Raw genomic sequence first — 24,882 nt, 5'->3', positions numbered from 1 at the left:
GTTCAGGCGGGGCGGGTCTGGCCGTCGCCCCACACGATCCATTTGGTGGAGGTCAGTTCGGGAAGCCCCATCGGCCCCCGGGCGTGAAGTTTCTGGGTGGAGATGCCGATCTCGGCGCCGAAGCCGAACTGCTCACCGTCGGTGAAGGCGGTCGACGCGTTCACCATCACCGCGGCCGCATCGACCTGCTCGGTGAACCGTTGCGCGGCAGCAAGTTCGGTGGTGACGATGGCCTCGGTGTGGCCGGTGCCGTATTCGTTGATGTGCTCGATGGCGCCGTCGACGCCGTCGACGATTTGCACCGCGATGTCCATGGACAGGAATTCCGCGCGCAACTCCTCGTCGGTGGGGTCGAGGTGCGCGGTGACCCCGGCGTCCTGCAGCGCGTTGAGCAGCCGGGGCAGCGCGGTGTCGGCGGCGGACCTGTCCACCAGCAGGGTCTCGGCGGCGTTGCAGACGCTGGGCCGCCGGGTCTTGGCGTTCAGCAGGATGCGTTCGGCCACATCGAGATCGGCCGCGGCGTGCACGAAGACGTGACAGTTGCCGACGCCGGTTTCGATGGTGGGCACGGTGGCGTCGCGGACCACCGCGGCGATCAATCCGGCGCCGCCGCGCGGGATCACGACATCGACGAGTCCGCGGGCCTGGATCAGATGGGTGACACTGGACCGGTCCGCGCTGGGCAGCAGCTGCACCGCGTCGGCGGGCAGCCCCTCGGCGACCAGGGCCTCGCGCAGCGCCCACACCAGCGCCGCGTTCGAGCGTGCCGCCGACGAGCTCCCGCGCAGCAGCACCGCGTTGCCGGATTTCAGGGTGAGCCCGAAGGCGTCGACGGTGACATTGGGGCGGCCCTCGTAGACGATGCCGACCACGCCGAGGGGCACCCGCTGCTGGCGTAGCTGCAGGCCGTTGGGCAAGGTGCTGCCGCGCAGCACCTCACCCACCGGATCGGGCAGGCCGGCCACCTGGCGCAGCCCGGCGGCGATCCCGTCGATGCGTTGCGGGTTCAGGGCGAGGCGATCCAGCATCGATTCGGCGGTGCCCGCGGCACGCGCGGCATCCAGGTCCTCGGCGTTGGCGGCCAGGATGTCGTGCGCGTGGGACAGCACGGCGTCGGCGGCGGCATGCAGCGCGCGATTCTTGGCGACGGTGCTCAGGGTGACCAGCGCGCGAGCCGCGATCCGGGCGGCCGCCGCAGCATCGTGGACCTGCTGCCGCAGGTCGGTCGTGACAGGTGTCTGCACACTCATTAAGCCAGGGTATCGGGCATCCCCGGGTCCAGCCCGGTGGGGTCCCGCGAGGTCACCCCAGGGGCGAGATCGAACACAGGGTTGCGATTTCTTCTTCGATCACGGGCCTGGACGACCCTCAGTTCGATCTCGCCCATGGGACGCCGATGGTGACTACGGTGAGCGCGTGGCGCGGGTGTGTGTGGTGGGCAGCGTGAACATGGACTTCGTTTTCGCCGTGCAGGCACTGCCTGCGCCCGGCGCGACGGTGCTGGCCTCCTCGATGGCCCGGTCCCCCGGCGGCAAGGGCGGCAACCAGGCCGTCGCCGCGTCCCGCGCCGGCGCCGATGTGGTGCTGGTGGCCGCGGTCGGCGAGGACGACACCGGTGCGGCGCTGCGTGCCCATCTCGAAGCCAACAGGGTCGACGTCGGCGGTGTCATCGCGCTGCCGGTGCCCAGCGGGACAGCGAGCATCGTGGTGGATGCGCACGCCGAGAACGTGATTGTGGTGGCGCCGGGTGCCAACGGACATCTCAGTCTGAGCTCGCCGCGTCTGCGCGATCTGGTCGCCGGCTGCGAGGTGCTGCTCATGCAGTTGGAGATTCCCATCGGCACCGCGCTCGCCGCGGCCCGGGTCGCCCGGGGCRCCGGCGCGGCGGTGCTGCTCAACGCCTCCCYGGTGGGCGCCGACCCGGCCGCGCTGGCGCAGCTGGCCGAGGTCACCGACGTCGTGATCGTCAACGAGGACGAGGCGCAGCGCTGGGACTGGCCGGTGCCCCACCTGGTCACCACGCTCGGCGCACGAGGAGCCGTGCACCGCAGCGCCGACGGGGAGGCCCGGGTCGCCGCCCCGGCCGTCGAGGCAGTGGACACCACCGGCGCCGGGGATGTCTTCGCCGGTGTGCTGGCCGCGGGCTGGGCCGCCGACCCCGCGCACGCGTTGCGCCGCGCGTGCGCCGCGGGCGCGCTCGCGACGCTGGTCCCGGGGGCCGGTGATTGCGCGCCCGATGACGAGGCGATCGAGGATGCACTGAACTGAACCACCAACAGTTGCCGTTATAGTCGGCTGCCATGACACCGCGACCGCCCGAGGGCGACTGGCTCGGTACCCCGTTCCTGAAATTCGAGCGGCAGGGCCCGTTCGGGGTGGTGCGCCTGGACCGGCCTGAGGCGCGCAACGCGATGACGCCTGCGATGTACTTCGGCATCCGGTACGCGATCAGTCATGTCGAGACCGATCCCGACCTGGCCGGCCTGTTGATCACCGGAACCGGCGACGTCTTCGCCCCCGGCGGCGATCTGGGCGGCGGTGACGGTTCCGATGACTGGATGACGTGGGGCTCGGCGCTGTCGATGGATGTGACGCCGTTCGAGTCGCTGCGCCAATCGGTCAAGCCGGTGGTGTCGGCGGTCAACGGCCTGGCCCAGGGCGGCGGCATGCAGATCGCGCTGTGCAGCGATATGGCGGTGGTCAGCGACCGCGCGACCTTCCGGGTACCCGAACTGTTCCGCGGGATCGCCGACACCTACTACAGCCAGATGCTGGCCCGGCTCATCGGCCCGGTGCGCACCCGCGACCTGATGTTCACCGGCCGCGTCCTGACCGCCGCCGAGGCCCTCGAGTGGGGTCTGGTGACCAGGGTGGTGGCCCATGACGATCTGCTCGCCGAGGCCAAAGAGGTGCTGGCACAGGTCTGCCGGACCGCCCCGGCGGCCCGTTCGGTGATCAAGTCCAGCCTGGACAACTACCTGGGTCTGTTCGACCGCATCGGCATGAAGGCCAGCTACAGCGGACCCGAGGCGCGCCAGGGTTTCGTGGCCTTCAAGGAGCGCCGCTCCCCCGACTGGGTGCACCCCGACCTTCGTGTCGACGGCCGGTTGTAGGACTAACTCTCCGGAATGTTGCGCTCGATCTCGTCGAGCCAGATGCGGGCGGACATGTCCGAGGGTGCCCGCCAGTCGCCGCGCGGCGACAGCGCACCACCGGCCGAGACCTTGGGACCGTTGGGCAGCGCCGATCGTTTGAACTGGGAGAACGAGTAGTAGCGCTGCGCGAAGACCTGCAACCAGCGCCGGATCTCCTTGAGGGAGTAGGCGGGCCGTTTGTCCAGCGGGTAGCCCAGCGGCCAGTGCCCACGTTCGGCGTCGTGCCACGCGTGCCAGGCCAGGAACGCCACCTTCGACGGACTGAATCCGAAGCGCAGCACCTGGAACAACGAGAAATCTTGCAGCACATAGGGCCCCACCTTGGCCTCGCTGCTCTGGATCTCTTCGTCCTCGCCGGTGGGCACGAGCTCCGGGGTGATTTCGGTGTCGAGCACCGACTGGAGCACCTCGTCGACCGCATCGTCGAACTGACCCGATGAGATGACCCACCGAATCAGGTGCTGGATCAACGTCTTCGGCACACCGCCGTTGACGTTGTAATGCGACATCTGGTCACCGACGCCGTAGGTGGACCAGCCCAGCGCCAGCTCGGAGAGATCGCCGGTGCCCAGCACGATGCCGCCACGCTGGTTGGCCAGCCGGAACAGGTAGTCGGTGCGCAGCCCGGCCTGCACGTTCTCGAAGGTGACGTCGTAGACCTTCTCGCCACGGCCGAACGGGTGGTCCATCTCGATGAGCATGAGCTGTGCGGTCTCCCGGATGTCGATCTCGGCGAACGTCACCCCCAGTGCCCGGCTGAGCGCGATGGCGTTGCCTTTGGTGCGATCACCGGTCGCGAACCCCGGCATGGTGAACGCGAGAATGTCGCTGCGCGGCCGGCCTTCCCGGTCCATCGCGCGAGCGGCGACGATCAGGGCGTGGGTGGAGTCCAGTCCGCCGGAGACGCCGATCACGATCTTGGGGAAGTTCAGTGCGCGTAGCCGCTGCTCCAGGCCGGCGACCTGGATGCTGTAGGCCTCGTAGCAATCCTGTTGCAGCCGAGTGGGATCCGACGGTACGAACGGGAACCGCTCCACCTGACGGCGCAGCCCGATATCACCGTCGGGCGGGTCGAGGGTGAACTCGACCGTGCGGAACGCGTCCACGGTGCCGCGGTGCGCACGGGCGTTGTCGTCGAAACTGCCCATCCGCAACCGCTCGCCGCGCAGCATCGAGACGTCGACATCGGCGACGCTGCGCCGCTCCCCCTTGGGGAAGCGTTCGGACTCGGCGAGCAGCACCCCGTTTTCGTAGATCATCGTCTGCCCGTCCCAGGACAGGTCAGTGGTCGACTCACCCTCACCGGCAGCGGCATAGACGTAGGCGGCCAGGCACCGCGAGGACGCCGAGCGGGCCAGCAGCTTGCGGTCATCGGCCCGGCCGATGGTGATCGGACTGCCGGACAGGTTGGTCAGCACCGTCGCACCGGCCAGAGCCGCCTGCGCGCTCGGCGGCACGGGCACCCACATGTCCTCGCAGACCTCGACGTGCAGCACGAAGTCCGGGAGGTCGGCGGCGGCGAACAGCAGATCGGACCCGAACGGCACATCACTGGCCCCCGTCGCTCCGCTCGCCCCGGCGTCCCCGTGGAGCCGGATCGTTCCGGTCACCCCGTCACCGGGCGCGAAGTGCCGACGCTCGTAGAACTCGCGGTAGTTCGGCAGGTAGGACTTGGGCACCACTCCGAGCACCGCACCGCGGTGAATCACCACGGCGGTGTTGTAGACCCGGTTGCGGTGCCGCAACGGTGCGCCGATGACCAGCACCGGCAGCAGATCCGCGGATGCGGCGACCACGGTGGCCAGCGCGTCTTCGACGGCGTCGAGCAGGGTGTCCTGCAGCAGGATGTCCTCGATCGAGTAGCCGCTCAGCGTCAGTTCCGGGAACACCGCCAGCCCGACGGACTCGTCATGGCATTCCCGGGCCAGCCGCAGCACCGATTCGGCGTTGGCAGCCGGATCGGCCAGGGCGGTGTGGTGTGTACAGGCGGCCACGCGGACGAAGCCGTGTCGGTAGGCGGAGTAGAAGTCCACCCGGCCATTCTGGCATTGCGCGCAACAACTCAGGTCAGGTCAGGGGCGCCGATGCCCGCCAGCTCGCAATCACCGAGGCCAGCCCATCTGCCAGCACGGGCAGCTGGGGCACCAACGTCGCACAGCTGATGAACTGCATGGCGCGGGCCGTGTCCATGAGGCGTTGCACCTGCGGATCGGTGGGCCGCAGCCCGAGCCGGACCGCGGCGGCGTCGTACTCGGCGACCGCTTCGGGGCCCAGCATCGCCAGATCCCATTCGACGGGACCGAGTGACACGTCCTCGAAATCGGAGAACTTGATGCCGTTGGTGGTGCGGATGACGTTGTGTGACGGGCCATCTCCCTGCACGGCCTGCACCGTGACACCGGGATGCCGCGCGGCGAACGCGGCCGGGTCGCAGAGCTCCGTGCGCAACGCGGCGTATTCGGCACGAGCCCGGTCGATGTCGGCGGAGCTCAACAGCTCGGACTCCTCGAGTGCGGCGAACATGCCCGGCGCCGCCTCGTTGAACGGCGCGAGGAACGGTAGCGGCGCGCGGTACCCGGAGAGCCCGGCGTGCAGTTCGGCGCTCTTGGTGATGGCCACACCGAAGTAGGGCTCGTGATCGGGTGCCACGTCGGCCAACTCCCAGAACGTCATCGGGAATCCGTCGTGGCGCACCGGGGTCCGCGGCACCAGCGGGCTGGGTGGTACGACCGGCACACCCTGGGCGTCGAGCCAGGCGACCACGTCGAGTTCACGCTGCTGACGGGCGTGCTGCAGGTCCGGCGTGTAACCCTGCGGCAGCACCACCGGCACCCGCGCCACCACGGGAGTCGGATCCAGTCGCACCACGACCGAGAACACGTCGTGCAGGACGGTCGCGGACTCGGCCTGCAGTCCGAGCGCACGACCGGCCGCCAGAGCCGCCGCCGCGGCGCGCCGGCAGCGATCGGCCAGCTGATCGGGTGAGAACCACGCCATGGGGCCACCATGCCATGCGTCGATGGGCTGGACGCGCCTATCCTCGATGAGGTGGATGCTCCCGAATTGGTCGCGGCTCTGACCGGATGCCGGGTGGCGGTCCTCACCGGTGCGGGGATGTCCACCGATTCGGGAATCCCCGACTACCGTGGGCCCGATTCCCCGCCCAGCAATCCCATGACGATCGGACAGTTCCGCTCCGACCCGGTGTTCCGGCAGCGCTACTGGGCGCGTAATCATCTCGGCTGGCGCCACATGGACGATACCGTTCCCAATGCCGGCCACCGCGCGCTGGCACGCATGGAGTCCGCCGGGGTGGTGACGGGGCTGATCACCCAGAATGTCGACCTGCTGCACACGAAGGCCGGCAGCACGCACGTGGTCAACCTGCACGGCACCTACGCCCAGGTCGTGTGCCTGAACTGCGGGCGCACCATGTCCCGCGAGGCACTGGCCGACGAACTGGAGGCGCTCAACCCGGGGTTCGCCGAACGTGCCGAACAGGTGGGCGGTATCGCAGTCGCCCCCGACGCGGACGCCGTGGTGGACGACACCTCCAGCTTCCGGTATCTCGACTGCCCGCGCTGCGGCGGCATGCTCAAACCCGATATCGTCTACTTCGGCGAGAGCGTGCCCAAGGAGCGTGTGCAGCAAGCTTTTTCACTGGTCGACGCCGCCGATGCCCTGCTGGTCGCGGGCTCGTCGCTGACGGTGTTCTCCGGCTACCGGTTCGTCCGGCATGCGGCCGCCGCGGGTATGCCGATCGCCATCATCAACCGCGGACCCACCCGCGGTGACGCGCTGGCCACGGTGAAGCTGGAGGCGGGCTGCTCGGAGCTGCTGACGCTGCTCGCCGGCGAGCTCGCATCCACGCCGACAGGCTAAAAAGTGCAGGGCATGGCCCGGATGGCGTGCACGAAATTGCCCTGCAGGTAGGCGGGTTCACCGGCGGCGATATCCGGCAACTGGTTCAGCAGCTCACCGAACAACGCCCGAAGCTGCGTCCGGGCCACATGCGCGCCCAGGCAGAAGTGCCGTCCGCCGCCGCCAAAACTCAGATGGGCGTTGGGTTTCCGGTTGAGGTCGAACCGTTCGGGGCGGTCGAAGACCTCGGTGTCCCAGTTGCCCGATGCGTAGAACATGACGACCTTGTCACCGGCCGCGATCTGCTGGCCGCCGAGTTCGACGTCGACGGCGGCGGTGCGCCGGAACGTCATCACCGGGCTGGCCCACCGCACGAACTCCTCGACTGCGCCGCCGATGCGGTCATCGAAATCCTCCATCAGCCAAGCCCGTTGGTCACCGAAGTCGGTGAGCGCCTTCAGCGCGTGGCTGCTGGCCTGTCGGGTGGTGTCGTTACCGGCGACCGCCAGCAACACGAAGAACGCCGACACCTCGGCGTCGGTGAGCCGGTCCCCGTCGACCTCGGCGTGTACCAGCGCACTGATCAGATCGTTGCCCGGGGTCTCCCGGCGATCGGCGGCCAGCGCCTGAGCGACCTGATGCAGGTAGAACTGGTTGGTCATCAGTACTTCCAGTGCATTGCGGCCGTCCAGGTAGATCGGATCGGCCCAGGACACCAACGCATCGGCAGCGTGGGCGACCTGCTGGCGCTCTGATTCCGGGATGCCCACCATGTCCGAGAGCGTGCGGATCGGAAGTTCCTTGGCGCACTGGTCGACGAAATCGACCCCGCTGCCTGCGGCCTTGAGCTCCTCGACGATCGCGCGGGCATTGGCCTTGATCGAGGTTTCGATCCGGGCCACCTGCCGCGGTGTGAACGCCGAATGCACCACCTTGCGGATCAGCGTGTGCCGCGGCGCATCCATGGCCAGGAACGACTGCGAGGCCTCCAGCAGCTCTTCGGGCACGGTGTCGAACAGCACGCCCTTCCCGGACAGGAACGTCTCGCTGTCGCGACTCACGGCCTGGATGTCGGCATGGCGCGTGACGGCCCAATAGCCGGGATCCTCGGGGTCGGGCAGGAGCGTCTCCTCGACCGGCCGGTGCCAGCTCACCGGTCGTTGCGCCCGCAGTTGAGCAAAGGACTTCTCTCGCTCAGCAGCCGTGGTCGCCCAGAACACCTTCGACGAGATGTCGATGGGGTCATATGAGCGCCGAGCGGTTGTGATCGGTGACACAGTCATGTTTGCGACAATAAGTCTAGACAGCGTGTCTAGTCAAGATGATGCCGTGGCCGATACGCTGGGCACATGGCATCGGTGACGCGGGCAACGCGCAAGTCGCAGGCCAACCGCCAGGAGCGCCGCGCACAGATCGAACGCCGGCTGCTGGACGCGACCGACCGGCTGATGGCCGATGGCACCAGTTTCACCGAGCTCAGCGTCGACCGCCTCGCCACCGAGGCCGGGATATCCCGGGCCAGCTTCTACATCTACTTCGAGGACAAGGGCGATCTGCTGCGCCGGTTGGCGCGCCAGGTGTTCGGCGACCTGACCGAGGACGCCGCCCAGTGGTGGACGGTGGCCGGACGCCGCGACCCCACCGACATCCGCTCGGCCATGGCCCGCATCATCGCCAGCTACCGGCGCCACCAACCGGTGCTCATCGCACTCAACGAGATGGCCGGCTACGACGCGCAGGTCGGTGAGACCTACCGCGAACTGCTCACCGGGATCGGCGCGCAGTTCGCCGGTGTCATCGAGGCCGGCCAAGCCGACGGATCCATCCGCGCCGCGCTGCCCGCGGCCACCACGGCCAGCAGCCTGGTGTGGATGGTGGAGCGGGTCTGTCAGCAGAACCTGCCGTCACAGCCCAGTTCCTATGACGCCGAACTGGCGGGCACGCTCACCGAAATCATCAGGGGCGCTTTGTATCTGGAGGGTTAGCCGATGCGGACGTGCTCAGAACCGCTCAGGGTGCCAGTAGACGTCCTCGGGCGTGCCCGACAGCGCATTGTCGACGGCCTGGCGGCCCTGGACGTAGCCGTAGTCCTGGTTCGACGACTCGTAACGCCAGCCCCCGAAGCGGCCCCGGCTGTAGATGCCGTGCGCGCGTAACCGCTCGTCGGCTTCGCGCAGGAGTCGATCCCGCCCCAGCGTGGGCACCGGGTAGCCGAAGTCCAGGGTGTCGGCGAAGCGGCCGACCACCCGTGCCGGGTCGGCGCCGAGCAGCTGCAGCGAGCGTTGCACACCCTCGACCGCGTCCTGCGCCGATATCGGGTCGTCGGCGAAAACCGGTACCTCGCACAGGATGTTCCACCGGCCGGGTCCGGCGTTGGCCGGGTCGTAATTGCTCAGCATCGTCGCGCGGTACCAGGGCACCGATTCCGCCGGGCAGTACAGCCAGGTCTTGTCCGCCAGCGTCGCCGGTGGCGGACCGTCATATCCCAGGCCGACTGCGTGAACTCTGCTGGCGCGCAGGGTCTGCGCCGGCTCGGACCAGCCGATCCAGCCCAACGCGGCGGTGACCGGGGCGGTGCTGATACAGAACCGGAACGCCACCGTGCTGCCGTCGTCCAGGTGCGCCTCCCGGGCGACGGGGTCCACATCGAGCACCCGGGTCCGCAGCCGGACCGAAGCCGGTGTCATCAACCGGTCGTGCACCGCCTGCCACAGCGCTCCGGTTCCCCCGACCGGATACGGAAACGTCGACGCCGGTGGCGGCGGCCCGCCGGCCAACCCGAGCACCGGGACATTGCGCGCGGCGCTTCCGCTGCGCAGCGAGGTCCATTCGTGGTCGACGTCCTCCAGCGGCAGGGTCCACATCTTGCGGTTGTACGGCTCGAAGAACTCGTCATAGAGCCGGCTGCCGAAGTTGTTGCGGTAGTAGTCGGCAAGATGGTCGACCGGGGCGTCCGGGTCCAGATCCGTGGGCAACTCGGTGAGCTGCTGCTGAATCGGCGTGGGCACCAGGCTTTGTGGCCCGTCGCCGTACAGCCACACCCAGCCGTTGCGGGTGACGTGGTTGAGCCGGACGCCGCTGGCCTCGACGGCACGGTCGAAGTCGGCGAAGTGACTGTGCAGCACATGGCCACCCAGATCCCAGGTGAAGCCGGCGTCGTCGGTGACCGAGGCGGACATCCCGCCGAGCCGATCCCCGGCGTCCACCACGAGGTGGTCGATACCGAGTTCGGTGAGGCGGACCGCGGCGCCGATACCGGTGGTGCCGGCGCCCACTACGAGAAACGTTGGCACAGCGACAGGATCGATGTTCGGCACAGCCTCAGAAATCGACGACCTGGCGGATCGGTTCGAAACCCTCGGCGAACGGGCGCCTGCACAGAAATCCGTAATGCTCGGCCGCGCTGCGCACCCACGACGCGCTGACCTTCTCGCTGGCCTCGGCCTGCGAGACATGGCACATCAGGGCCTCGACCTTCTTGTCGAGGGAATCGGAGATGTCGATGAACGAGGTGGGGTTGAAGCTGACCGCCGACGGTCCGCCGTAGGCCATGATGGTCGACACCCAGCGCGCCGCACCCATGGTGCACCGCGAGACGACCCGGTGATCCTGGTGGCTGTCATTGGCCATATGGGTGTAGATGACGGTGGCCGAAACCTGCTCGATGGCGTCCTCGATGAGGTGCACGAGTTCGAATTCCTGCAGTGACACCCGGCAGTCCAGGAACCCTTCGCCCCACAGCAAGGTGTCCACGCCGAGTACTTCGACGGCTGCCAGCTGCTCGGAAACACGTTGGGCCGACCGGCCGGGGCCTTCCTCACCGCGGGTCACCACCAGCATCGCGACTTTGTCACCGGCCGCGACATGCTTAGCCAAGGCGCCCCCGCAGCCAAGTTCGATATCGTCGGGATGCGCCCCTACCGCGAGTACCGATCGACGTGTCATGCCCCTACTTCCCCTTTGCTGACACTTTATTGGGAGGGAGCATACCGCGATATTCGGCACCATGGCGGCATTAGCTCATGGCATCGTCATGCAGGGGCATTGTGATCATGATCAGCGACAACGCGGGGCGAACGCAAAGTTGCAGGCAACGCCCCATTTGTCTGCGGCAAATTTGCCAACCAGAATTAGCTGGAATTCACAGGTACCTGTGAAATGCCGGATTCGGCGGTTTCGGGTCAGGTCGCGACGAGGTCGTCGGCGTGCACGGCGGGACGCCGCAATTCCGGTGGCAGTTCGCGGGTGGAGCGGCCGATCATGTCGGCCAATTCGGCCGCGTCATAGGCCACCACACCGCGGGCGACCGTCTCCCCATCCGGCCCGCGCAGTTCGACGACGTCATCGCCGTGGAATTTGCCGGATACCGCGGTGATGCCGGCGGGCAACAGCGATCGCCTGCCCCGCACGACCGCGTGCACCGCACCTTCGTCCAGTGTGAGCGCGCCGCTGGCCTCGGCCGCGTAGCGCACCCAGAACCGCCGCGCCGACATGCGTTCGGGGCGCGGAGCGAAGACCGTGCCCACCGACGCGTCGTCCAGAGCGGCCGCGGCATCGGCCGCTGCGGCCAACAGGACCGGCACCCCGGCGTCCGCGGCGAGCAGGGCCGAGGACAGCTTCGAGGCCATCCCTCCGGTGCCCAGACTGCTCCCCCGCCCGGCGATCACACCGTCGAGGTCACCGTCGGCGGCCACCTCGGGGATGAACCGGGCGGGCTTGTCGGCCGTGGCCTTGCGCGGGTCACCGTCGTAGAGACCGTCGATATCGGAGAGCAGCACCAGCGCGTCCGCGCCGACGAGGTGTGCCACCAGTGCCGAGAGCCGGTCGTTGTCACCGAAGCGGATCTCGTTGGTGGCCACCGTGTCGTTCTCGTTGACGATCGCCACCGCGTGCAGTGCCCGCAGCCGATCCAGTGTGCGCTGAGCGTTGTTGTGCTGCACCCGCATCGCGATATCGTGCGCGGTCAGCAATACCTGCCCGACGGTGCGCTCGTAGCGCGCGAACGCCGCGCTCCAGGCATTGACCAGAGCCACCTGCCCGACGCTGGCGGCGGCCTGCTTGGTCGCCAGATCGCTGGGGCGCCTGCTCAATCCGAGCGGTTCGATGCCCGCCGCGATCGCGCCCGAGGACACGATGATGACATCGGAGCCGGCCTTCATCCGGCCTTCGATGGCCTCGACCAGCCCGGCCAGTCGCCCGGCGTCGAACACCCCGGACGGGGTGGTCAGTGCCGTGGTGCCGATCTTGACGACGACACTGCGTGCTGTCCGGACGGCCTCCCGGTGCAGGCTCACGACTCGTCCACGTCGGGGAGACGACGCTCCCGGCGGGCAGCCTTACGTTCGGGCGCACCGATGCGGTCGGTCTGCTCCAGACGCAGATCGGTTCCGCGACCGGACATCTGGGTGTCGATTCCGGCCAGGGTCTGCGGCTCCCAGTCGAAGGTGACGTCGCCGATGGTGACCGCGCACCCGGGCTTGGCGCCCTGCTTGAGCAGCGCGTCCTCGACGCCGAGGCGGGCGAGGCGATCCCCGAGGTAGCCGACGGCCTCGTCGTTGTCGAATTGGGTCTGGTTGATCCAGCGCTCGGGCCGGGCGCCACGCACCACGAAACCGCCCTGGCCGTCCGGGGTCACGGTGAAACCGGTCTCGTCGATCGCGATCGGGCGGATCACGGGGCGGCGCGGAGCCACCTCGGGCTGCGCGGCACGGTAGGCGGCCACCATGTCCCACAAAGCGAAGATCAACGGCCGCAAACCATCCCGACTCACCGCCGAGATCTCCAGGACGGGCCAGCCGAACTTCTCGGCGACCTCCTCGTGGACGAAACCGGCGAGCTCGCGAGCGTCGGGAACGTCGATCTTGTTCAGCACCACCGCGCGCGGACGGTCGGCGAGATCCCCGAGCGTCGAGTCACCCTGCAGGGTCGGCTGATAGGCGGCCAACTCGGCTTCCAGGGCCTCGATATCGGAGATCGGGTCACGGCCGGGTTCCATGGTGGCGCAGTCGACGACGTGGACCAGCACCGCACACCGTTCCAGGTGACGCAGAAAATCCAGGCCGAGACCGCGGCCGGCGGAGGCGCCGGGAATCAGGCCGGGCACATCGGCGACGGTGAAGGTGTGGTCACCGGCGGACACCACGCCCAGATTGGGCACCAGGGTGGTGAACGGGTAATCCGCGATCTTGGGTTTGGCCGCCGAGATGGTGGAGACCAGCGAGGACTTGCCCGCCGACGGGAACCCGACCAGGCCGACATCGGCGACGGTCTTGAGTTCCAGGGTGAGATCGCGGGCCTGGCCCTTCTCGCCGAGCAGGGCGAACCCGGGGGCCTTGCGGGCACGTGAGGCCAGTGCCGCGTTGCCCAGACCGCCGCGGCCACCGACCACGGCTTCGAAGCGGGTGCCCGCACCGACGAGGTCGGCGATCATCCGGCCGTCTTCGCCGAGCACCACGGTGCCGTCGGGAACCCTGACCTCGAGATCGCCGCCGATGGCGCCGTCACGGTTACTGCCGGCGCCCGGCTTACCGGACGAGGCGACTATGTGCGGATGGAAATGGAAGTCCAGCAGGGTGTGCACCTGCGGGTCCACCACCAACACGATGGAGCCACCGCGGCCACCGTTGCCGCCGTCGGGTCCACCGAGGGGTTTGAACTTCTCGCGGTGCACCGAGGCACAGCCGTTGCCGCCGTTGCCGGCCTGCGCATGGATGACCACGCGATCGACGAAACGGGGCATGAGATAAGTCCTTCCGAAAAACGAAAGCTGCTGCGAGTTTCTTCAGAGAACCCGCAGCAGCTTCACGTTCGCAGAAAGTCCTCGGTTTATCAGGCTTCCGAGCGCACGAGACGGACGATGTTGACCGTCCGGCGGCCGCGCTTGGCGCCGAATTCCACGACGCCGGGCGCCGTGGCAAACAGGGTGTCGTCGCCACCGCGGCCGACGTTCACGCCCGGGTGGAAGTGGGTGCCGCGCTGACGGACCAGGATCTCGCCGGCCTTGACCACCTGGCCGCCGAAACGCTTGACGCCGAGCCGCTGGGCGGCTGAGTCGCGACCGTTGCGAGAGCTGGAAGCGCCCTTCTTATGTGCCATGTCTGTTCGCTCCCGTTCTTACTTGATTCCGGTGACCTTGAGCACCGTCAGCTGCTGACGGTGGCCCTGGCGCTTGTGATAGCCGGTCTTGTTCTTGAACTTGTGGATACGGATCTTGGGGCCCTTGGTGTGCTCCAGGATCTCGCCGGTGACGGCGACCTTGGCCAGGTCGTCGGCCGAGGTGGTGACATCGGCGCCGTTGACGACGAGAGCAACCGGCAGAGAGACCGACGAGCCGGGCTCGGACTCGATCTTCTCTACCTTGACAATGTCCCCGACGGCGACCTTGTACTGCTTGCCGCCAGTCTTGACGACTGCGTACGTGGCGTTATCGGCTGCCATCGTGGATCTACCTCTGCTTCGTTCGTCTGGGCGCGCGCAAATTTCGAACATGCGCGTGCGGGTCTTGGGTGCGGGCCGAGCCAGCAGTTGCGGCTGCAAGCCCCGCGACAACTGGTCAAGGGTACGTGACCAGCGGGTAGAGGGTCAAACCGCCTGTTCGATACCGTCTATCCGGCCGGTGGACCTGCCGGTCGGGCCGCCGCCCGCCTGCGGACCCGGCCCCTAGGGGCAGCCACCGCAGGCTCGTAGGCGGCCGATTCGGCGTCCTCGGAGTCGTCATCCTCATCGGAATCGTCCTCGTCGGAATCGTCGTCATCGTCGTCTGAGTCGTCCTCGTCATCGGAGTCGTCGTCCTCGTCCGAATCGTCCTCGTCCGAGTCATCGTCGTCGTCGAGGACCTCGATCTCGTCGTCGTCCTCTTCGTCGTCGTCATCGTCGAGGTCGAGATCGTCCTCGTCGGACTCGTCATCGGAGTCGTCCGAGTCCTCGGCGGTGCCGGACTCCTCGAAATCGGCGGTCGCTTCCTCGGTGTCGTCGGTCTCTGCACCGTCAACGGTCGGCTCGTCGGATTCGATGGCGTCGTCTTCGGCGTCGGCGGGCACCTCGTCATCCGGCCCGTGATGGCCGGCCGCCATCGCCTTGAACATCGGATGCTCTCCGGCCGCGTGGGCGGGCACCTTCGCCATCTGGATGTCGTCGGCGACCTCTTCGGGCTTGGCCGCCTTCTTGCCACGCTTGCTGCGCCGGCTGTTGCCGGAGCCCGGTTCGGACTTGCGCCCACCGCCATTTCCGGACGGCGCCGACGAGTCCACCGGATCGGCGTGCAGATGGATGCCGCGGCCCGCGCAATGCGTGCAGGTCGTGGAGAACGCCTCGATCAGGCCGGTGCCGAGCTTCTTGCGGGTCAGCTGCACCAACCCGAGCGAGGTCACCTCCGACACCTGGTGGCGGGTGCGGTCGCGGGCCAGCGCTTCGGTCAGCCGGCGCAGCACCAGGTCCCGGTTGGACTCCAGCACCATGTCGATGAAGTCGATCACGATGATCCCGCCGATATCGCGCAGCCTCAGCTGGCGCACGGTCTCCTCGGCGGCTTCCAGGTTGTTCTTGGTCACCGTCTGCTCGAGGTTGCCGCCCGAGCCGGTGAACTTGCCGGTGTTGACGTCCACGACGGTCATCGCCTCGGTGCGGTCGATGACCAGGGTGCCGCCCGAGGGCAGCCACACCTTGCGGTCCATCGCCTTGGCCAGCTGTTCGTCGATGCGGTGCACCGCGAAAACATCCGGGCCGTCGGGCGCGCTCGGCTCGTACTTGGTCATCCGCGGAACCAGTTCCGGCGCAACGGCATTCACGTAGTCACTGATAGTTTTCCAGGCATCGTCGCCGGACACGATCAGACCGGAGAAGTCCTCGTTGAACAGGTCGCGGATGACCTTGACCAGCACATCGGGCTCTTCGTAGAGCGCTATCGCGGCGCCGGCCTTCTTCTTGGTGACCTCGGCGGCGTTGGCCTCGATCTCTGTCCAGCGCTCCTGCAACCGGTTCACGTCCGAGCGGATGTCGTCTTCCTTGACGCCCTCGGACGCGGTGCGGATGATCACGCCGGCTCCGGCCGGGACGACCTCGCGCAGGATCTCCTTGAGGCGCTGGCGTTCGGTGTCGGGCAGCTTGCGGCTGATCCCCGTCGAGGACGCACCCGGCACGTACACCAGGTAGCGGCCGGCCAGCGAGACCTGCGTGGTGAGCCGGGCACCCTTGTGGCCGACCGGGTCCTTGCTGACCTGGACGACGACGTAGTCGCCGGGCTTGAGGGCCTGTTCGATCTTGCGCTGGGCACCACCGAGACCGGCGGCCTCCCAGTTGACCTCACCGGCGTAGAGCACGCCGTTGCGGCCACGGCCGATGTCGACGAACGCCGCCTCCATCGAGGGCAGCACGTTCTGCACGATGCCGAGATAGATGTTGCCGACCAGCGAGGCCGAGGCGGCCGAGGTGACGAAGTGTTCGACCACGACGCCGTCCTCGAGGACCGCGATCTGGGTGTAGCGGGCGCCCTCGTGCGGCGGTTCGGTGCGGATCTTGTCCCGCACGATCATGGTGCGTTCGACGGCTTCGCGGCGGGCCAGGAACTCGGCCTCGCTCAGGATCGGCGGACGCCGGCGCCCGGCGTCGCGGCCATCGCGGCGGCGCTGACGCTTGGCTTCCAGCCGGGTGGACCCGGAGATGCCCTGGATCTCGTCGGGGTCGCGGCCGGCCTTGGCCGCCTTCTCCCTGGGGGCACGCTCGTGCACGACGGTGTTGGGCGGATCGTCGGGTGCCACGGCCTCGTCGGAGTCGCCCGCACCCGACTTGCGGCGGCGGCGACGTCGACGGCGACGGCTGCCCGCCTCCGAGCCCGTGCCGTCCTCACCGCCGTCATCATCGGAATCGTTGTCCTCGCCCTCGGAATCCTCGCCATCGGAATCCTCGGAACCGGCCTGCTCGGCGCCATCGGTCGCGGCGTCGTCATCGGCGTCTTCGCCGTCCTCGGCGCTCTGCTCACCGCGTCCACGGCCACGGCCACGGCGGCCACGGCGACGCCGCCGGGCGGCGGGCCGTTCGGACTGGTCATCGTCGCCGGCATCGTCACCGTCAGCGCTGTCGGCTTCGTCGGTGTCGTCGTCGGCGTCATCGACGTCGTCGGGTACGGGTACCGGACGCGGCTTGAACGCCGTGACCGGCTGCGGCGCCACGAACAGCGGCAGGTACGGCGCGGGTTCAGCGGACTTCTCGGCATCCTCGTCAGCCGCCTCGGCGACCGGCGGGGCCTCCAGCAGCAGCCGGGACTCAGGCTCCTCGACGACCGGCTGCGCGGGCTCCGGCTCGGCGGCCGGCGCCTCCGCGGCGGGCGTCTCGGCCACCGGCGTCTCCGGGGCTGCGATGTCCGCCGGGGTGTCGGTGGCCGGGACCTCGACCGCGGATGCGGCGGCTTCGGCGTTGAGGACCTCGCGGACCTGTTCGGCCTGGGCCCGCTCGACCGTCGAGTGTGGGCTGCGCGCGCGACCGTCCAACTCGGCGAGTGCATCGACGATGCGCTTACTGGTGGTTCCCAGCACGCGGGCCAGAGAGTGGACTCTCAGCTTCGCGGGCAGCTCTTCGCTGCTCTGCGTGTTCTCGGACAGGTCTTGGGTAGGGGCATCTTCGGCCACAAATTCTCCTCAAGCCCCCGGGCGCGTCGTAATGACGCGGCCACGCGAGGGCTTCCGCTATGGGTCCGGGGAGCTTCTCCCGAACTTGTTATGGTCTCGCCCCGAGCGGTTCGCAATGAACAAACTCGGCGCCTGGCTGAATGATGGCTGGACGCTCTGGCGCCGCACCGCTAACGCGATGGTCGCGCTCGTCGAAGTCTTCATCCGGGTGACCGACCCTGTTGTGGCGCCGGTCTCCCGGGGTAAGTATCCCACACCGCTCGCCAGAATCTGACGAAGCGGTGAGAACGTGGGGTTAAGGGCCGGTCAGTTCCGGGAACCAGAGGGCGATTTCACGGGCGGCCGACTCGGGCGAATCGGAGCCGTGAACCAGATTGTCCTGGGTGACAAGTGCCAGGTCACCGCGGATGGTGCCGGGGGTCGCCTTCTCCACCGGATCGGTCCCGCCGGCGATCTGACGGAAGGCCGCGATGGCACGCGGGCCCTCGACGACCGCGGCCACCACCGGACCGGAGGTGATGAATTCGAGCAGCGAACCGAAGAACGGCTTGCCGTCGTGCTCGGCGTAATGCTGCCGGGCGAGGTCGTCGGAGACGACCTTGAGTTCGAGAGCGGCAAACGTCAACCCCTTGCGCTCGATCCGGCCGATGATCTCACCGATCAGGTGCCGCTGTACGCCGTCAGGCTTGATCAAAACAAGGGTCCGCTCAGTCACGGCGCACAGCCTACCGGGCAGTAATGACTAGTCCCGCTCGGGTGGCGGAGCAGCCTGCTGAAAGGGCAGCAGGCCGCGGTCCTGACGGCGTTTGACCTCGCTACGCAGGTAGATCATCAGCGCCCACACCCCGGCGAAGACCACGCCGATGAACCCGATCGCGCCGTGGATCAGCGCACCGGCGATGAACACCGCCTGGATCCCGAGGTTCACCCAGATGATGCCGGGCCTGCCCTGCACCCCGGACATCAGCACCAGCACCACCGCCATGCCGATCAGGAATGTTCCGCTCAGCGCGGTCAGACCGTTCTCCCCCGCCGACACCACCGGCAGGGCCAGCAGCACGACGATGGCCTCCAGGATCAGCGCGGCGGCCATGATGCCGCGGAAGCTGCGCCACGGGTCGCCGGGAACCGGCGCCTGCGGTGTCGCGTCGGGATCGGGCACATCCCCGCCCGGTGCGGTGCTCATTGCGGGTCCCGGCCGAACAGGGTGCGCGCTGCACCCGCCGTGACGACCGAACCGGTGATGACCATGCCGCTCCCCGAATATCCTTCGCCGTCATTGCCCGATTCTTCGACCAGAGCCGTCGCGGTCTCGATGGCATCGGGTAGCGCGGCGGCCACGACCACCCGTTCCGGGCCGAATCGTTCCTCGGCCTTGGCGGCGAGTAGTTCCACGTCCATCGCCCTGGGTGAACCGTTGTCGGTCACCACGATCATGTCGAAGGCCGGCTCCAGGGCCGCGAGGATGCCGTCGACGTCCTTGTCCGCCATCACCGACACGACGCCGACCAGATAGCGGAAATCGAACTCGTCGCCCAGGGCCTGGCTCAGCGCCGCGGCGCCCGCCGGGTTGTGGGCGGCATCGATGAACACCGTCGGCGCGCTGCGCACCCGCTCCAGCCGGCCCGGACTGCTCACCGAGGCGAAGCCGGTGCGCACCGCGTCGACATCGAGCTGACGGTCGGCGCCGGCCCCGAAGAACGCCTCGACCGCGGCCAGCGCGAGCACGGCGTTGTGCGCCTGGTGCTCACCGTGCAGCGGCAGGAAAATCTCCGGGTACACCCCGCCCAGGCCCTGCAGGGTCAGCAGCTGACCGCCGATGGCGACGTGGCGTTCCAGCACCGCGAACTCCGAATCCTCGCGCGCCACCGCGGCATCGGCGCGCACGGCCTCCGCCATCAGCACTTCCATCGCCTCGGGGACCTGCCGGCCGATGATCGCCACGGTATCGACGGGAACCAGGTCGTCCTCGGCCTTGATGATGATTCCGGCCTTCTCCCCGGCGATCTCGGCGATCGTGTCACCGAGATAGTCGGTGTGGTCCAGCCCGATCGGGGTGATCACCGCGACCGGCGCGGCGATCACGTTGGTGGCGTCCCAGCGCCCACCCAGCCCGGTCTCCACCACCGCCACATCGATCGGCGCGTCGGCGAACGCGGCGAAGGCCATCGCGGTGAGCACCTCGAACTTGCTCATGCGCGGACCACCGGCCGCCTCGGACTGCTGGTCCACCAACTCGATGAACGGTTCGATCTCCCGGTAGGTCTCGACGTACTGGGCCGGAGTGATCGGTTTGCCGTCGATGGAGATGCGCTCGACCGCCGACTGCAGGTGCGGGCTCACGGTGCGCCCGGTGCGCCGGTGCAGTGCGGTCAGCAGGGCATCGACGATGCGGGCCACCGAGGTCTTGCCGTTGGTGCCGGCGATGTGGATCGCCGGGTAGTTGCGCTGTGGTGAGCCGAGCAACTCAAGCAGTGCGGAGATGCGGGTGGTGCTGGGCTCGATCTTGGTCTCGGGCCACCGCTGGTCGAGCAGATGCTCGACCTGCAGCAGCGCCGCGATCTCGTCCGGTGCGGGTTGGGTCATTGCAAACCCGCGAGGCGGGCGGTGATCCGCTCGACCTCTTCGGCCGCCAACTGCCGGCGTGCCTTGATCTTGTCGACGACCGCGTCGGGCGCCTTCGCCAGGAAGGCCTCGTTGCCGAGTTTGCCTGCGGTCTGGGCGAGTTCCTTCTGCGCGGCGGCCAGATCCTTCTCCAGCCGTTTGCGTTCGGCAGCGACGTCGACGGTGCTCGAGGTGTCGAGTTCGACGAGCACCGTGCCCCCGGTCACCCGCACCTCGACGGCCGCCGACGGGGTGAACCCGTCCGCGGGCTCGGTGAGCCAGGCCAACGCGGCGATCGCAGGCAACTGGGCGTCCAGACCCACGGCATCGATACCGACCACCTTCGCCGGCACCCGCTGCCGGTCATTGAGACCCTGGTCGCTGCGGAACCTGCGCACCTCGGTGATCAGCTTCTGCATGTCGGTGATGCGTTGCGTGGCAACGGAGTCCACAGCGACACCGGATGGCGACGGCCATTCGGCGATGACGATGGACTCCCCGTCGGTGAGCGTCTTCCACAACGTCTCGGTGACGAACGGCATCACCGGATGGAGCAGCTTGAGCAGACTGTCCAGCACCGTGGCCAGTACCGTGGCCGTGTGGGTGGCATGGTCGTCCTGCCCGAACTGCACCTTGGCCAGCTCCAGGTACCAGTCACAGAACTCGTCCCAGGCGAAGTGGTAGATCGCCTCGCAGGCCCGGCTGAACTCGTAACCCTCCAGAGCCGAATCGGCTTCGGCGCGAACCTCTTCCAGCCGACCGAGGATCCAGCGGTCGGCGTCGGTGAGCTCCGAGGGTGCCGGCAGTGGGGCCAGCTCCGCACCGTTCATCAAGGCGAACTTCGTCGCGTTGAAAATCTTGGTGGCGAAGTTGCGCGACGCCCGGGCGTGATCCTCGCCGATGGAAAGGTCCCCGCCGGGGCTCGCCCCGCGGGCCAGGGTGAAGCGCAGCGCATCCGCACCGAATTTCTCCACCCAGTCCAGCGGGTCGATGCCGTTGCCCTTGGACTTGCTCATCTTGCGGCCGAACTCGTCGCGGATCAGCCCGTGCAGGAAGACGTTCTGGAAGGGGACCTGGGGCCGACCGGCTTCCCCCTCGGGCACTGTGCCATCGCCGGACACGAAGGTGCCGAACATCATCATGCGCGCCACCCAGAAGAACAAGATGTCGTAACCGGTGACGAGAACACTTGTCGGATAGAACTTCTCGAGCTCGGGTGTGCGCTCGGGCCAGCCCATGGTGGAGAACGGCCACAGCGCCGAGGAGAACCAGGTGTCCAGCACGTCGGGATCCTGCTCCCAGCCCTCGGGCGGGGTCTCGTCCGGACCGAGGCACACCTGCTGCCCGTCGGGCCCGTGCCAGATCGGGATGCGGTGGCCCCACCACAGCTGCCGCGAAATGGTCCAGTCGTGCATGTTGTCCACCCAGGCGAACCAGCGCGGTTCCAGGCTGGCGGGGTGAATCACGGTGTCGCCGTTGCGCACCGCGTCACCGGCGGCCTTGGCCAACGATTCGACCTTGACCCACCACTGCAGGCTCAGCCGCGGCTCGATCGGTTCGCCGCTGCGCTCGGAGTGCCCGACGCTGTGCAGGTACGGGCGCTTCTCGGCCACGATGCGCCCCTCGGCCGCGAGCGCCTCGCGCACCGCGACGCGGGCCTCGAACCGGTCCATCCCGTCGAACCGGGTCCCGGTGCCGGTGATGGCGCCGGCCTTGTCCAGGATCGACGGCATCGGCAAGTTGTGCCGCACCCCGATCTCGAAGTCGTTCGGGTCGTGGGCGGGGGTGACTTTGACTGCGCCGGTGCCGAACTCGGGGTCGACGTGGCCGTCGGCCACCACGATGATCTGCCGGTCCAGGAACGGGTGCGCCAACGTCTGGCCGACCAGGGCACGGTAGCGGTCGTCGTCGGGGTGCACCGCGATGGCGGTGTCCCCGAGCATCGTCTCCAGTCGGGTGGTGGCGACCACGAGGTGCGGCTCATCGTCCTTCATGGAGCCGTACCGGAACGACACCAGTTCACCCTCGACGTCCTCGTACTTGACCTCGAGGTCGCTGATGGCCGTCTGCAGTACCGGGGACCAGTTGACCAGCCGTTCGGCCTGATAGATCAGCCCGGCGTCGTAGAGCCGTTTGAAGATGGTGCGCACCGCGCGGGACAGACCCTCGTCCATGGTGAACCGGTCGCGGCTCCAGTCCACGCCGTCACCGAGGCGGCGCATCTGGCCGCCGATGGTGCCGCCGGATTCACGCTTCCAGTCCCACACCTTGTCGATGAACAGTTCGCGACCGAACTCCTCTTTGGACTTCCCGTCGACCGCGAGCTGCTTCTCCACCACCGACTGGGTGGCGATACCGGCATGGTCCATCCCCGGCAGCCACAGCACCTCGTAGCCCTGCATGCGGCGGCGCCGGGTCAGCGCATCCATCAGGGTGTGGTCCAGCGCATGGCCCATGTGCAGGCTGCCGGTCACATTCGGCGGCGGCAGCACGATCGAATAGGCGGGCTTGTCACTCTTGGGATCGGCAGTGAAATAGCCGGCGTCGACCCAGCCCTGATACAGCTCGCTTTCTACCGCGCTCGGCTCCCAGGACTTGGGGAGGGCATCGGCACGGTCACGCGGGCTGTCGGTCACCCGTCGATTCTAGGGAAACCGCGCCGGGCTATTTCTTCCCACCCAACAGGCCACCCAAAATGTCCCCGATGACATTGCCCTGATTGCCGCCCTGGCCGCCGCCACCGAGCACGCTGCCCAGGATGCTGCCCAGCGGATTGTTACCACCGCCACCGGCGCCGCCGAGAATGCTGCCGAGCACATCGCCGAGCCCACCGCCGGACGGCGCGGACTGCGGCTGCGTGGGGGCGGAGTTGCCGGAGAACTGCTTGCCGATATAGGCCAGCACGATCGGCGCCAGGATCGGCAAAAGCTTCTTGATCAGGTCGCCGCTTCCGGCGCCGGTGCCGGCCAGCGCCGAGGCGACCGAGTTGCTGTCGTTGCCGCCGAAGATGTTGGCGACGATCTTGTCGCCCTCACCGGCGTCCACATCGTCGACCTTGACCCCGCCGTCGAGCAGACCACTGGCCGCCTGCGAGCCCACCGCGGCCTCCAGGTCGGTCGAGTCGATGTCATCGGCCTGGACGTTGGCCTGCAATCCACCCACCAAAGCCGGCACCAGCGTCCGGATGGCGCTGTTCACCTCGCCTTGGTCTGCCCCCAGTTTCGCCGCAATGTCCTGTACGGGAATTTGTGCGAAGAGTTCATCCAGACCGGCCATTTCCCACTCACCTCTGTCGATGTCAGGTACCCCTGAGAGGGACCCTAGCCCTTATCGATCATGGCCCACAGGCGTTCGGCGCGGCCCCGATTCATACCGCCCGAATCAGTTGAGGCGAGCGGTCTCCAAAGTCACCCCTGCGGCGGGCAGCCGGGTCAGCAGCGCATCGCCCATGGCGGCGGCCGGGGTCAGCACCCCACGCAGATCCGAGAGCTTGTCGCGGTCGAGCGCGAGCGCGAGCCCGCACTCGCCGAGCAGCACCGCGGTGGCCTTGTACCCGGGGTCGCCCTGTTGGGCGATGGTGGCCCGGTACCGTGCGCCGGTGGTGGTCGTGGTGTACGTCTCGGCGCGGTAATGCCCCTTCTCCCGGGTGCGCTCGCTGGGACCGGTGCCGGCCTTGGGCAGCACGCGCTCGAGCAGGCCGCTGGGAACCTTGTTGATGTAACGGGTGCCCAGCCCGAACATCCCCACGTTGACCGCGGTGTCCAGCGCGGCAGCCACCGGCGCGATGACCGAGGAGCCCATGCTCATCTGCTCGGAGTACCGGAACGTGCGCCCGTACGCCCAGTCCAGCAGGGCATTGCTGCGCCGCACGATTCGCGAGTTGGGTGCGGCCATCGCGAACGCACCGGTCCAGACGCCATCGAGTTCGGGGGCGATCTCACGGCCGCGCCGCCACGGATTGTCGGACTGGTGGCCCAGATCCGGCTCGGCCCCGCGGTCGGTGGTCAGCGTGTAGGGGTCTGCGAGATCGCCGCGTGACTGCGGGTTCTCCGCGGCGGTCCGCATGAACTCGACCATCGAGGCAACGGTGCCGCCGGACACGCCTCCGGCGAACGAGCGCAGCACCAGGCTGGTCTCGGCGAGTTCGCCCGCGCCGTCCTTGCGCACCCGGTCGTGCAGCGCGTAGACGGTGATATCCGAAGGGACGGAATCGAATCCACAGGAATGCACGATGCGCGAACCGGTGTCGACGGCCTGCTTGTGGAACTGTTCGGCACTGTCCCGGATGAACAGCGTCTCACCGGTCAGATCGGCGTAGTCGGTGCCGGCCGCCACACACGCCTGCACCAGCGGCAGTCCGTACTTCGTGTACGGCCCGACGGTGGTGATGACCACCTGGGTGCGCGCCGCCATATCGGCCAGCGTGGACGGTTGCGCGGTATCGGCCTCGATCAGCGGCCAGTCCTGCGCCTCGGCGCCCAGGGTGTCCCGGACATCGCGGACCTTGACCAGCGAGCGACCGGCCAGCGCGATCCGGGCACCTTTCCCGGCCTCGGCGAGGTACTGCGCGGTGAGCTTGCCGGCGAACCCGGTGGCACCGTACAGGACGATGTCGAATTCGCGCTGTGAGGAGGTCATGG

22 protein-coding genes are annotated in these 24,882 nt (G+C 68.2%); 5 read left to right on the top strand and 17 right to left on the bottom strand.

Translation table 11 applies throughout. The features are described 5' to 3' along the window. Positions 1–2 precede the first annotated feature (2 nt). A complete protein-coding gene (locus tag AC1DTF_RS02235; protein ID WP_477472873.1) occupies positions 3–1,250 on the bottom strand; it encodes a glutamate-5-semialdehyde dehydrogenase in 1,248 nt (415 codons plus the stop codon). 166 nt (positions 1,251–1,416) lie between these two features. Between AC1DTF_RS02235 and AC1DTF_RS02230 the strand changes: the two genes are divergently transcribed. Together AC1DTF_RS02230 and AC1DTF_RS02225 are read left to right on the top strand one after the other, a co-directional pair. After that, complete coding sequence (locus AC1DTF_RS02230) at positions 1,417–2,268, top strand: ribokinase (protein ID WP_477472872.1); 852 nt, start codon at positions 1,417–1,419, stop codon at positions 2,266–2,268. A 32-nt stretch (positions 2,269–2,300) separates the two neighbouring features. Further along, entirely contained in the window at positions 2,301–3,113 is an 813-nt protein-coding gene (locus AC1DTF_RS02225) for an enoyl-CoA hydratase/isomerase family protein (protein ID WP_477472871.1), read from the top strand. Between the two features lie 2 nt (positions 3,114–3,115). Here the strand turns inward: AC1DTF_RS02225 and AC1DTF_RS02220 are convergent, their stop codons facing one another. Together AC1DTF_RS02220 and AC1DTF_RS02215 are read right to left on the bottom strand one after the other, a co-directional pair. Further along, on the bottom strand, positions 3,116–5,188 hold the full coding sequence (locus tag AC1DTF_RS02220) for an NAD(+) synthase (RefSeq protein WP_477472870.1): 2,073 nt from the start codon (positions 5,186–5,188) through the stop codon (positions 3,116–3,118). 34 nt (positions 5,189–5,222) lie between these two features. Next, on the bottom strand, positions 5,223–6,152 hold the full coding sequence (locus AC1DTF_RS02215) for a phosphotransferase (RefSeq protein ID WP_477472869.1): 930 nt from the start codon (positions 6,150–6,152) through the stop codon (positions 5,223–5,225). 51 nt (positions 6,153–6,203) lie between these two features. Here AC1DTF_RS02215 and AC1DTF_RS02210 point away from each other — a divergent pair, with 51 nt between their 5' ends. Further along, positions 6,204–7,037, top strand: coding sequence for an NAD-dependent protein deacetylase (locus AC1DTF_RS02210; protein WP_057169618.1), 834 nt, complete (start codon positions 6,204–6,206; stop codon positions 7,035–7,037). Here the strand turns inward: AC1DTF_RS02210 and AC1DTF_RS02205 are convergent. Next, positions 7,034–8,299 (bottom strand): cytochrome P450, encoded by a 1,266-nt coding sequence (locus AC1DTF_RS02205; RefSeq protein ID WP_477472868.1) that lies wholly within the window; start codon positions 8,297–8,299, stop codon positions 7,034–7,036. The genes AC1DTF_RS02210 and AC1DTF_RS02205 overlap by 4 nt on opposite strands. Positions 8,300–8,365: 66 nt before the next feature. Between AC1DTF_RS02205 and AC1DTF_RS02200 the strand changes: the two genes are divergently transcribed. Further along, on the top strand, positions 8,366–9,001 hold the full coding sequence (locus AC1DTF_RS02200) for a TetR/AcrR family transcriptional regulator (RefSeq protein ID WP_477472867.1): 636 nt from the start codon (positions 8,366–8,368) through the stop codon (positions 8,999–9,001). Positions 9,002–9,016: 15 nt separating this feature from the next. Here AC1DTF_RS02200 and AC1DTF_RS02195 read toward each other — a convergent pair whose 3' ends face one another. The 7 genes from AC1DTF_RS02195 to rne form a co-directional block, all read right to left on the bottom strand. Next, positions 9,017–10,309 carry a protoporphyrinogen/coproporphyrinogen oxidase gene (locus tag AC1DTF_RS02195; protein WP_477472866.1) on the bottom strand — a complete coding sequence of 431 codons (1,293 nt, stop codon included), beginning with the start codon at positions 10,307–10,309 and terminating at the stop codon, positions 9,017–9,019. Between the two features lie 28 nt (positions 10,310–10,337). Continuing rightward, positions 10,338–10,961 carry a PIG-L deacetylase family protein gene (locus tag AC1DTF_RS02190; protein ID WP_057169615.1) on the bottom strand — a complete coding sequence of 208 codons (624 nt, stop codon included), beginning with the start codon at positions 10,959–10,961 and terminating at the stop codon, positions 10,338–10,340. 236 nt (positions 10,962–11,197) lie between these two features. Further along, a complete protein-coding gene (gene proB / locus AC1DTF_RS02185) occupies positions 11,198–12,310 on the bottom strand; it encodes a glutamate 5-kinase (protein ID WP_477472865.1) in 1,113 nt (370 codons plus the stop codon). Further along, positions 12,307–13,755, bottom strand: coding sequence for a GTPase ObgE (gene obgE, locus AC1DTF_RS02180; protein WP_057169613.1), 1,449 nt, complete (start codon positions 13,753–13,755; stop codon positions 12,307–12,309). Before obgE ends, proB begins: the two co-directional genes overlap by 4 nt. An 89-nt stretch (positions 13,756–13,844) precedes the next feature. Next, the gene (rpmA, locus tag AC1DTF_RS02175; RefSeq protein ID WP_019513236.1) at positions 13,845–14,111 is read right to left on the bottom strand and encodes a 50S ribosomal protein L27; all 267 of its coding nucleotides are present in this window, start codon (positions 14,109–14,111) and stop codon (positions 13,845–13,847) included. Positions 14,112–14,129: 18 nt separating this feature from the next. Continuing rightward, entirely contained in the window at positions 14,130–14,453 is a 324-nt protein-coding gene (gene rplU / locus AC1DTF_RS02170) for a 50S ribosomal protein L21 (RefSeq protein ID WP_057169612.1), read from the bottom strand. A gap of 167 nt (positions 14,454–14,620) precedes the next feature. After that, positions 14,621–17,638 carry a ribonuclease E gene (rne, locus tag AC1DTF_RS02165; RefSeq protein ID WP_477472864.1) on the bottom strand — a complete coding sequence of 1,006 codons (3,018 nt, stop codon included), beginning with the start codon at positions 17,636–17,638 and terminating at the stop codon, positions 14,621–14,623. Positions 17,639–17,753: 115 nt separating this feature from the next. Here rne and AC1DTF_RS02160 point away from each other — a divergent pair, with 115 nt between their 5' ends. Then, complete coding sequence (locus AC1DTF_RS02160; protein WP_156409346.1) at positions 17,754–17,912, top strand: hypothetical protein; 159 nt, start codon at positions 17,754–17,756, stop codon at positions 17,910–17,912. A gap of 21 nt (positions 17,913–17,933) precedes the next feature. Here the strand turns inward: AC1DTF_RS02160 and ndk are convergent, their stop codons facing one another. The 6 genes from ndk to AC1DTF_RS02130 form a co-directional block, all read right to left on the bottom strand. Beyond that, the gene (gene ndk / locus AC1DTF_RS02155) at positions 17,934–18,353 is read right to left on the bottom strand and encodes a nucleoside-diphosphate kinase (protein WP_477472863.1); all 420 of its coding nucleotides are present in this window, start codon (positions 18,351–18,353) and stop codon (positions 17,934–17,936) included. Between the two features lie 27 nt (positions 18,354–18,380). Then, entirely contained in the window at positions 18,381–18,824 is a 444-nt protein-coding gene (locus AC1DTF_RS02150) for a DUF4233 domain-containing protein (RefSeq protein ID WP_057169608.1), read from the bottom strand. Beyond that, positions 18,821–20,224 carry a bifunctional tetrahydrofolate synthase/dihydrofolate synthase gene (folC, locus tag AC1DTF_RS02145; protein ID WP_057169607.1) on the bottom strand — a complete coding sequence of 468 codons (1,404 nt, stop codon included), beginning with the start codon at positions 20,222–20,224 and terminating at the stop codon, positions 18,821–18,823. The genes AC1DTF_RS02150 and folC overlap by 4 nt, the downstream gene beginning before the upstream one ends. Then, the gene (locus tag AC1DTF_RS02140) at positions 20,221–22,878 is read right to left on the bottom strand and encodes a valine--tRNA ligase (protein WP_477472862.1); all 2,658 of its coding nucleotides are present in this window, start codon (positions 22,876–22,878) and stop codon (positions 20,221–20,223) included. Before AC1DTF_RS02140 ends, folC begins: the two co-directional genes overlap by 4 nt. A 28-nt stretch (positions 22,879–22,906) precedes the next feature. Continuing rightward, entirely contained in the window at positions 22,907–23,518 is a 612-nt protein-coding gene (locus AC1DTF_RS02135; protein ID WP_057169605.1) for a DUF937 domain-containing protein, read from the bottom strand. Between the two features lie 105 nt (positions 23,519–23,623). After that, a complete protein-coding gene (locus tag AC1DTF_RS02130) occupies positions 23,624–24,880 on the bottom strand; it encodes a saccharopine dehydrogenase family protein (RefSeq protein ID WP_477472861.1) in 1,257 nt (418 codons plus the stop codon). Positions 24,881–24,882 lie beyond the last annotated feature (2 nt).

The organism is Mycobacterium sp. P4_H6, from assembly GCF_056400845.1.
The sequence above is the reverse complement of the archived record's forward strand: the minus strand, read 5'-3'. Positions and strand labels throughout refer to the sequence as shown.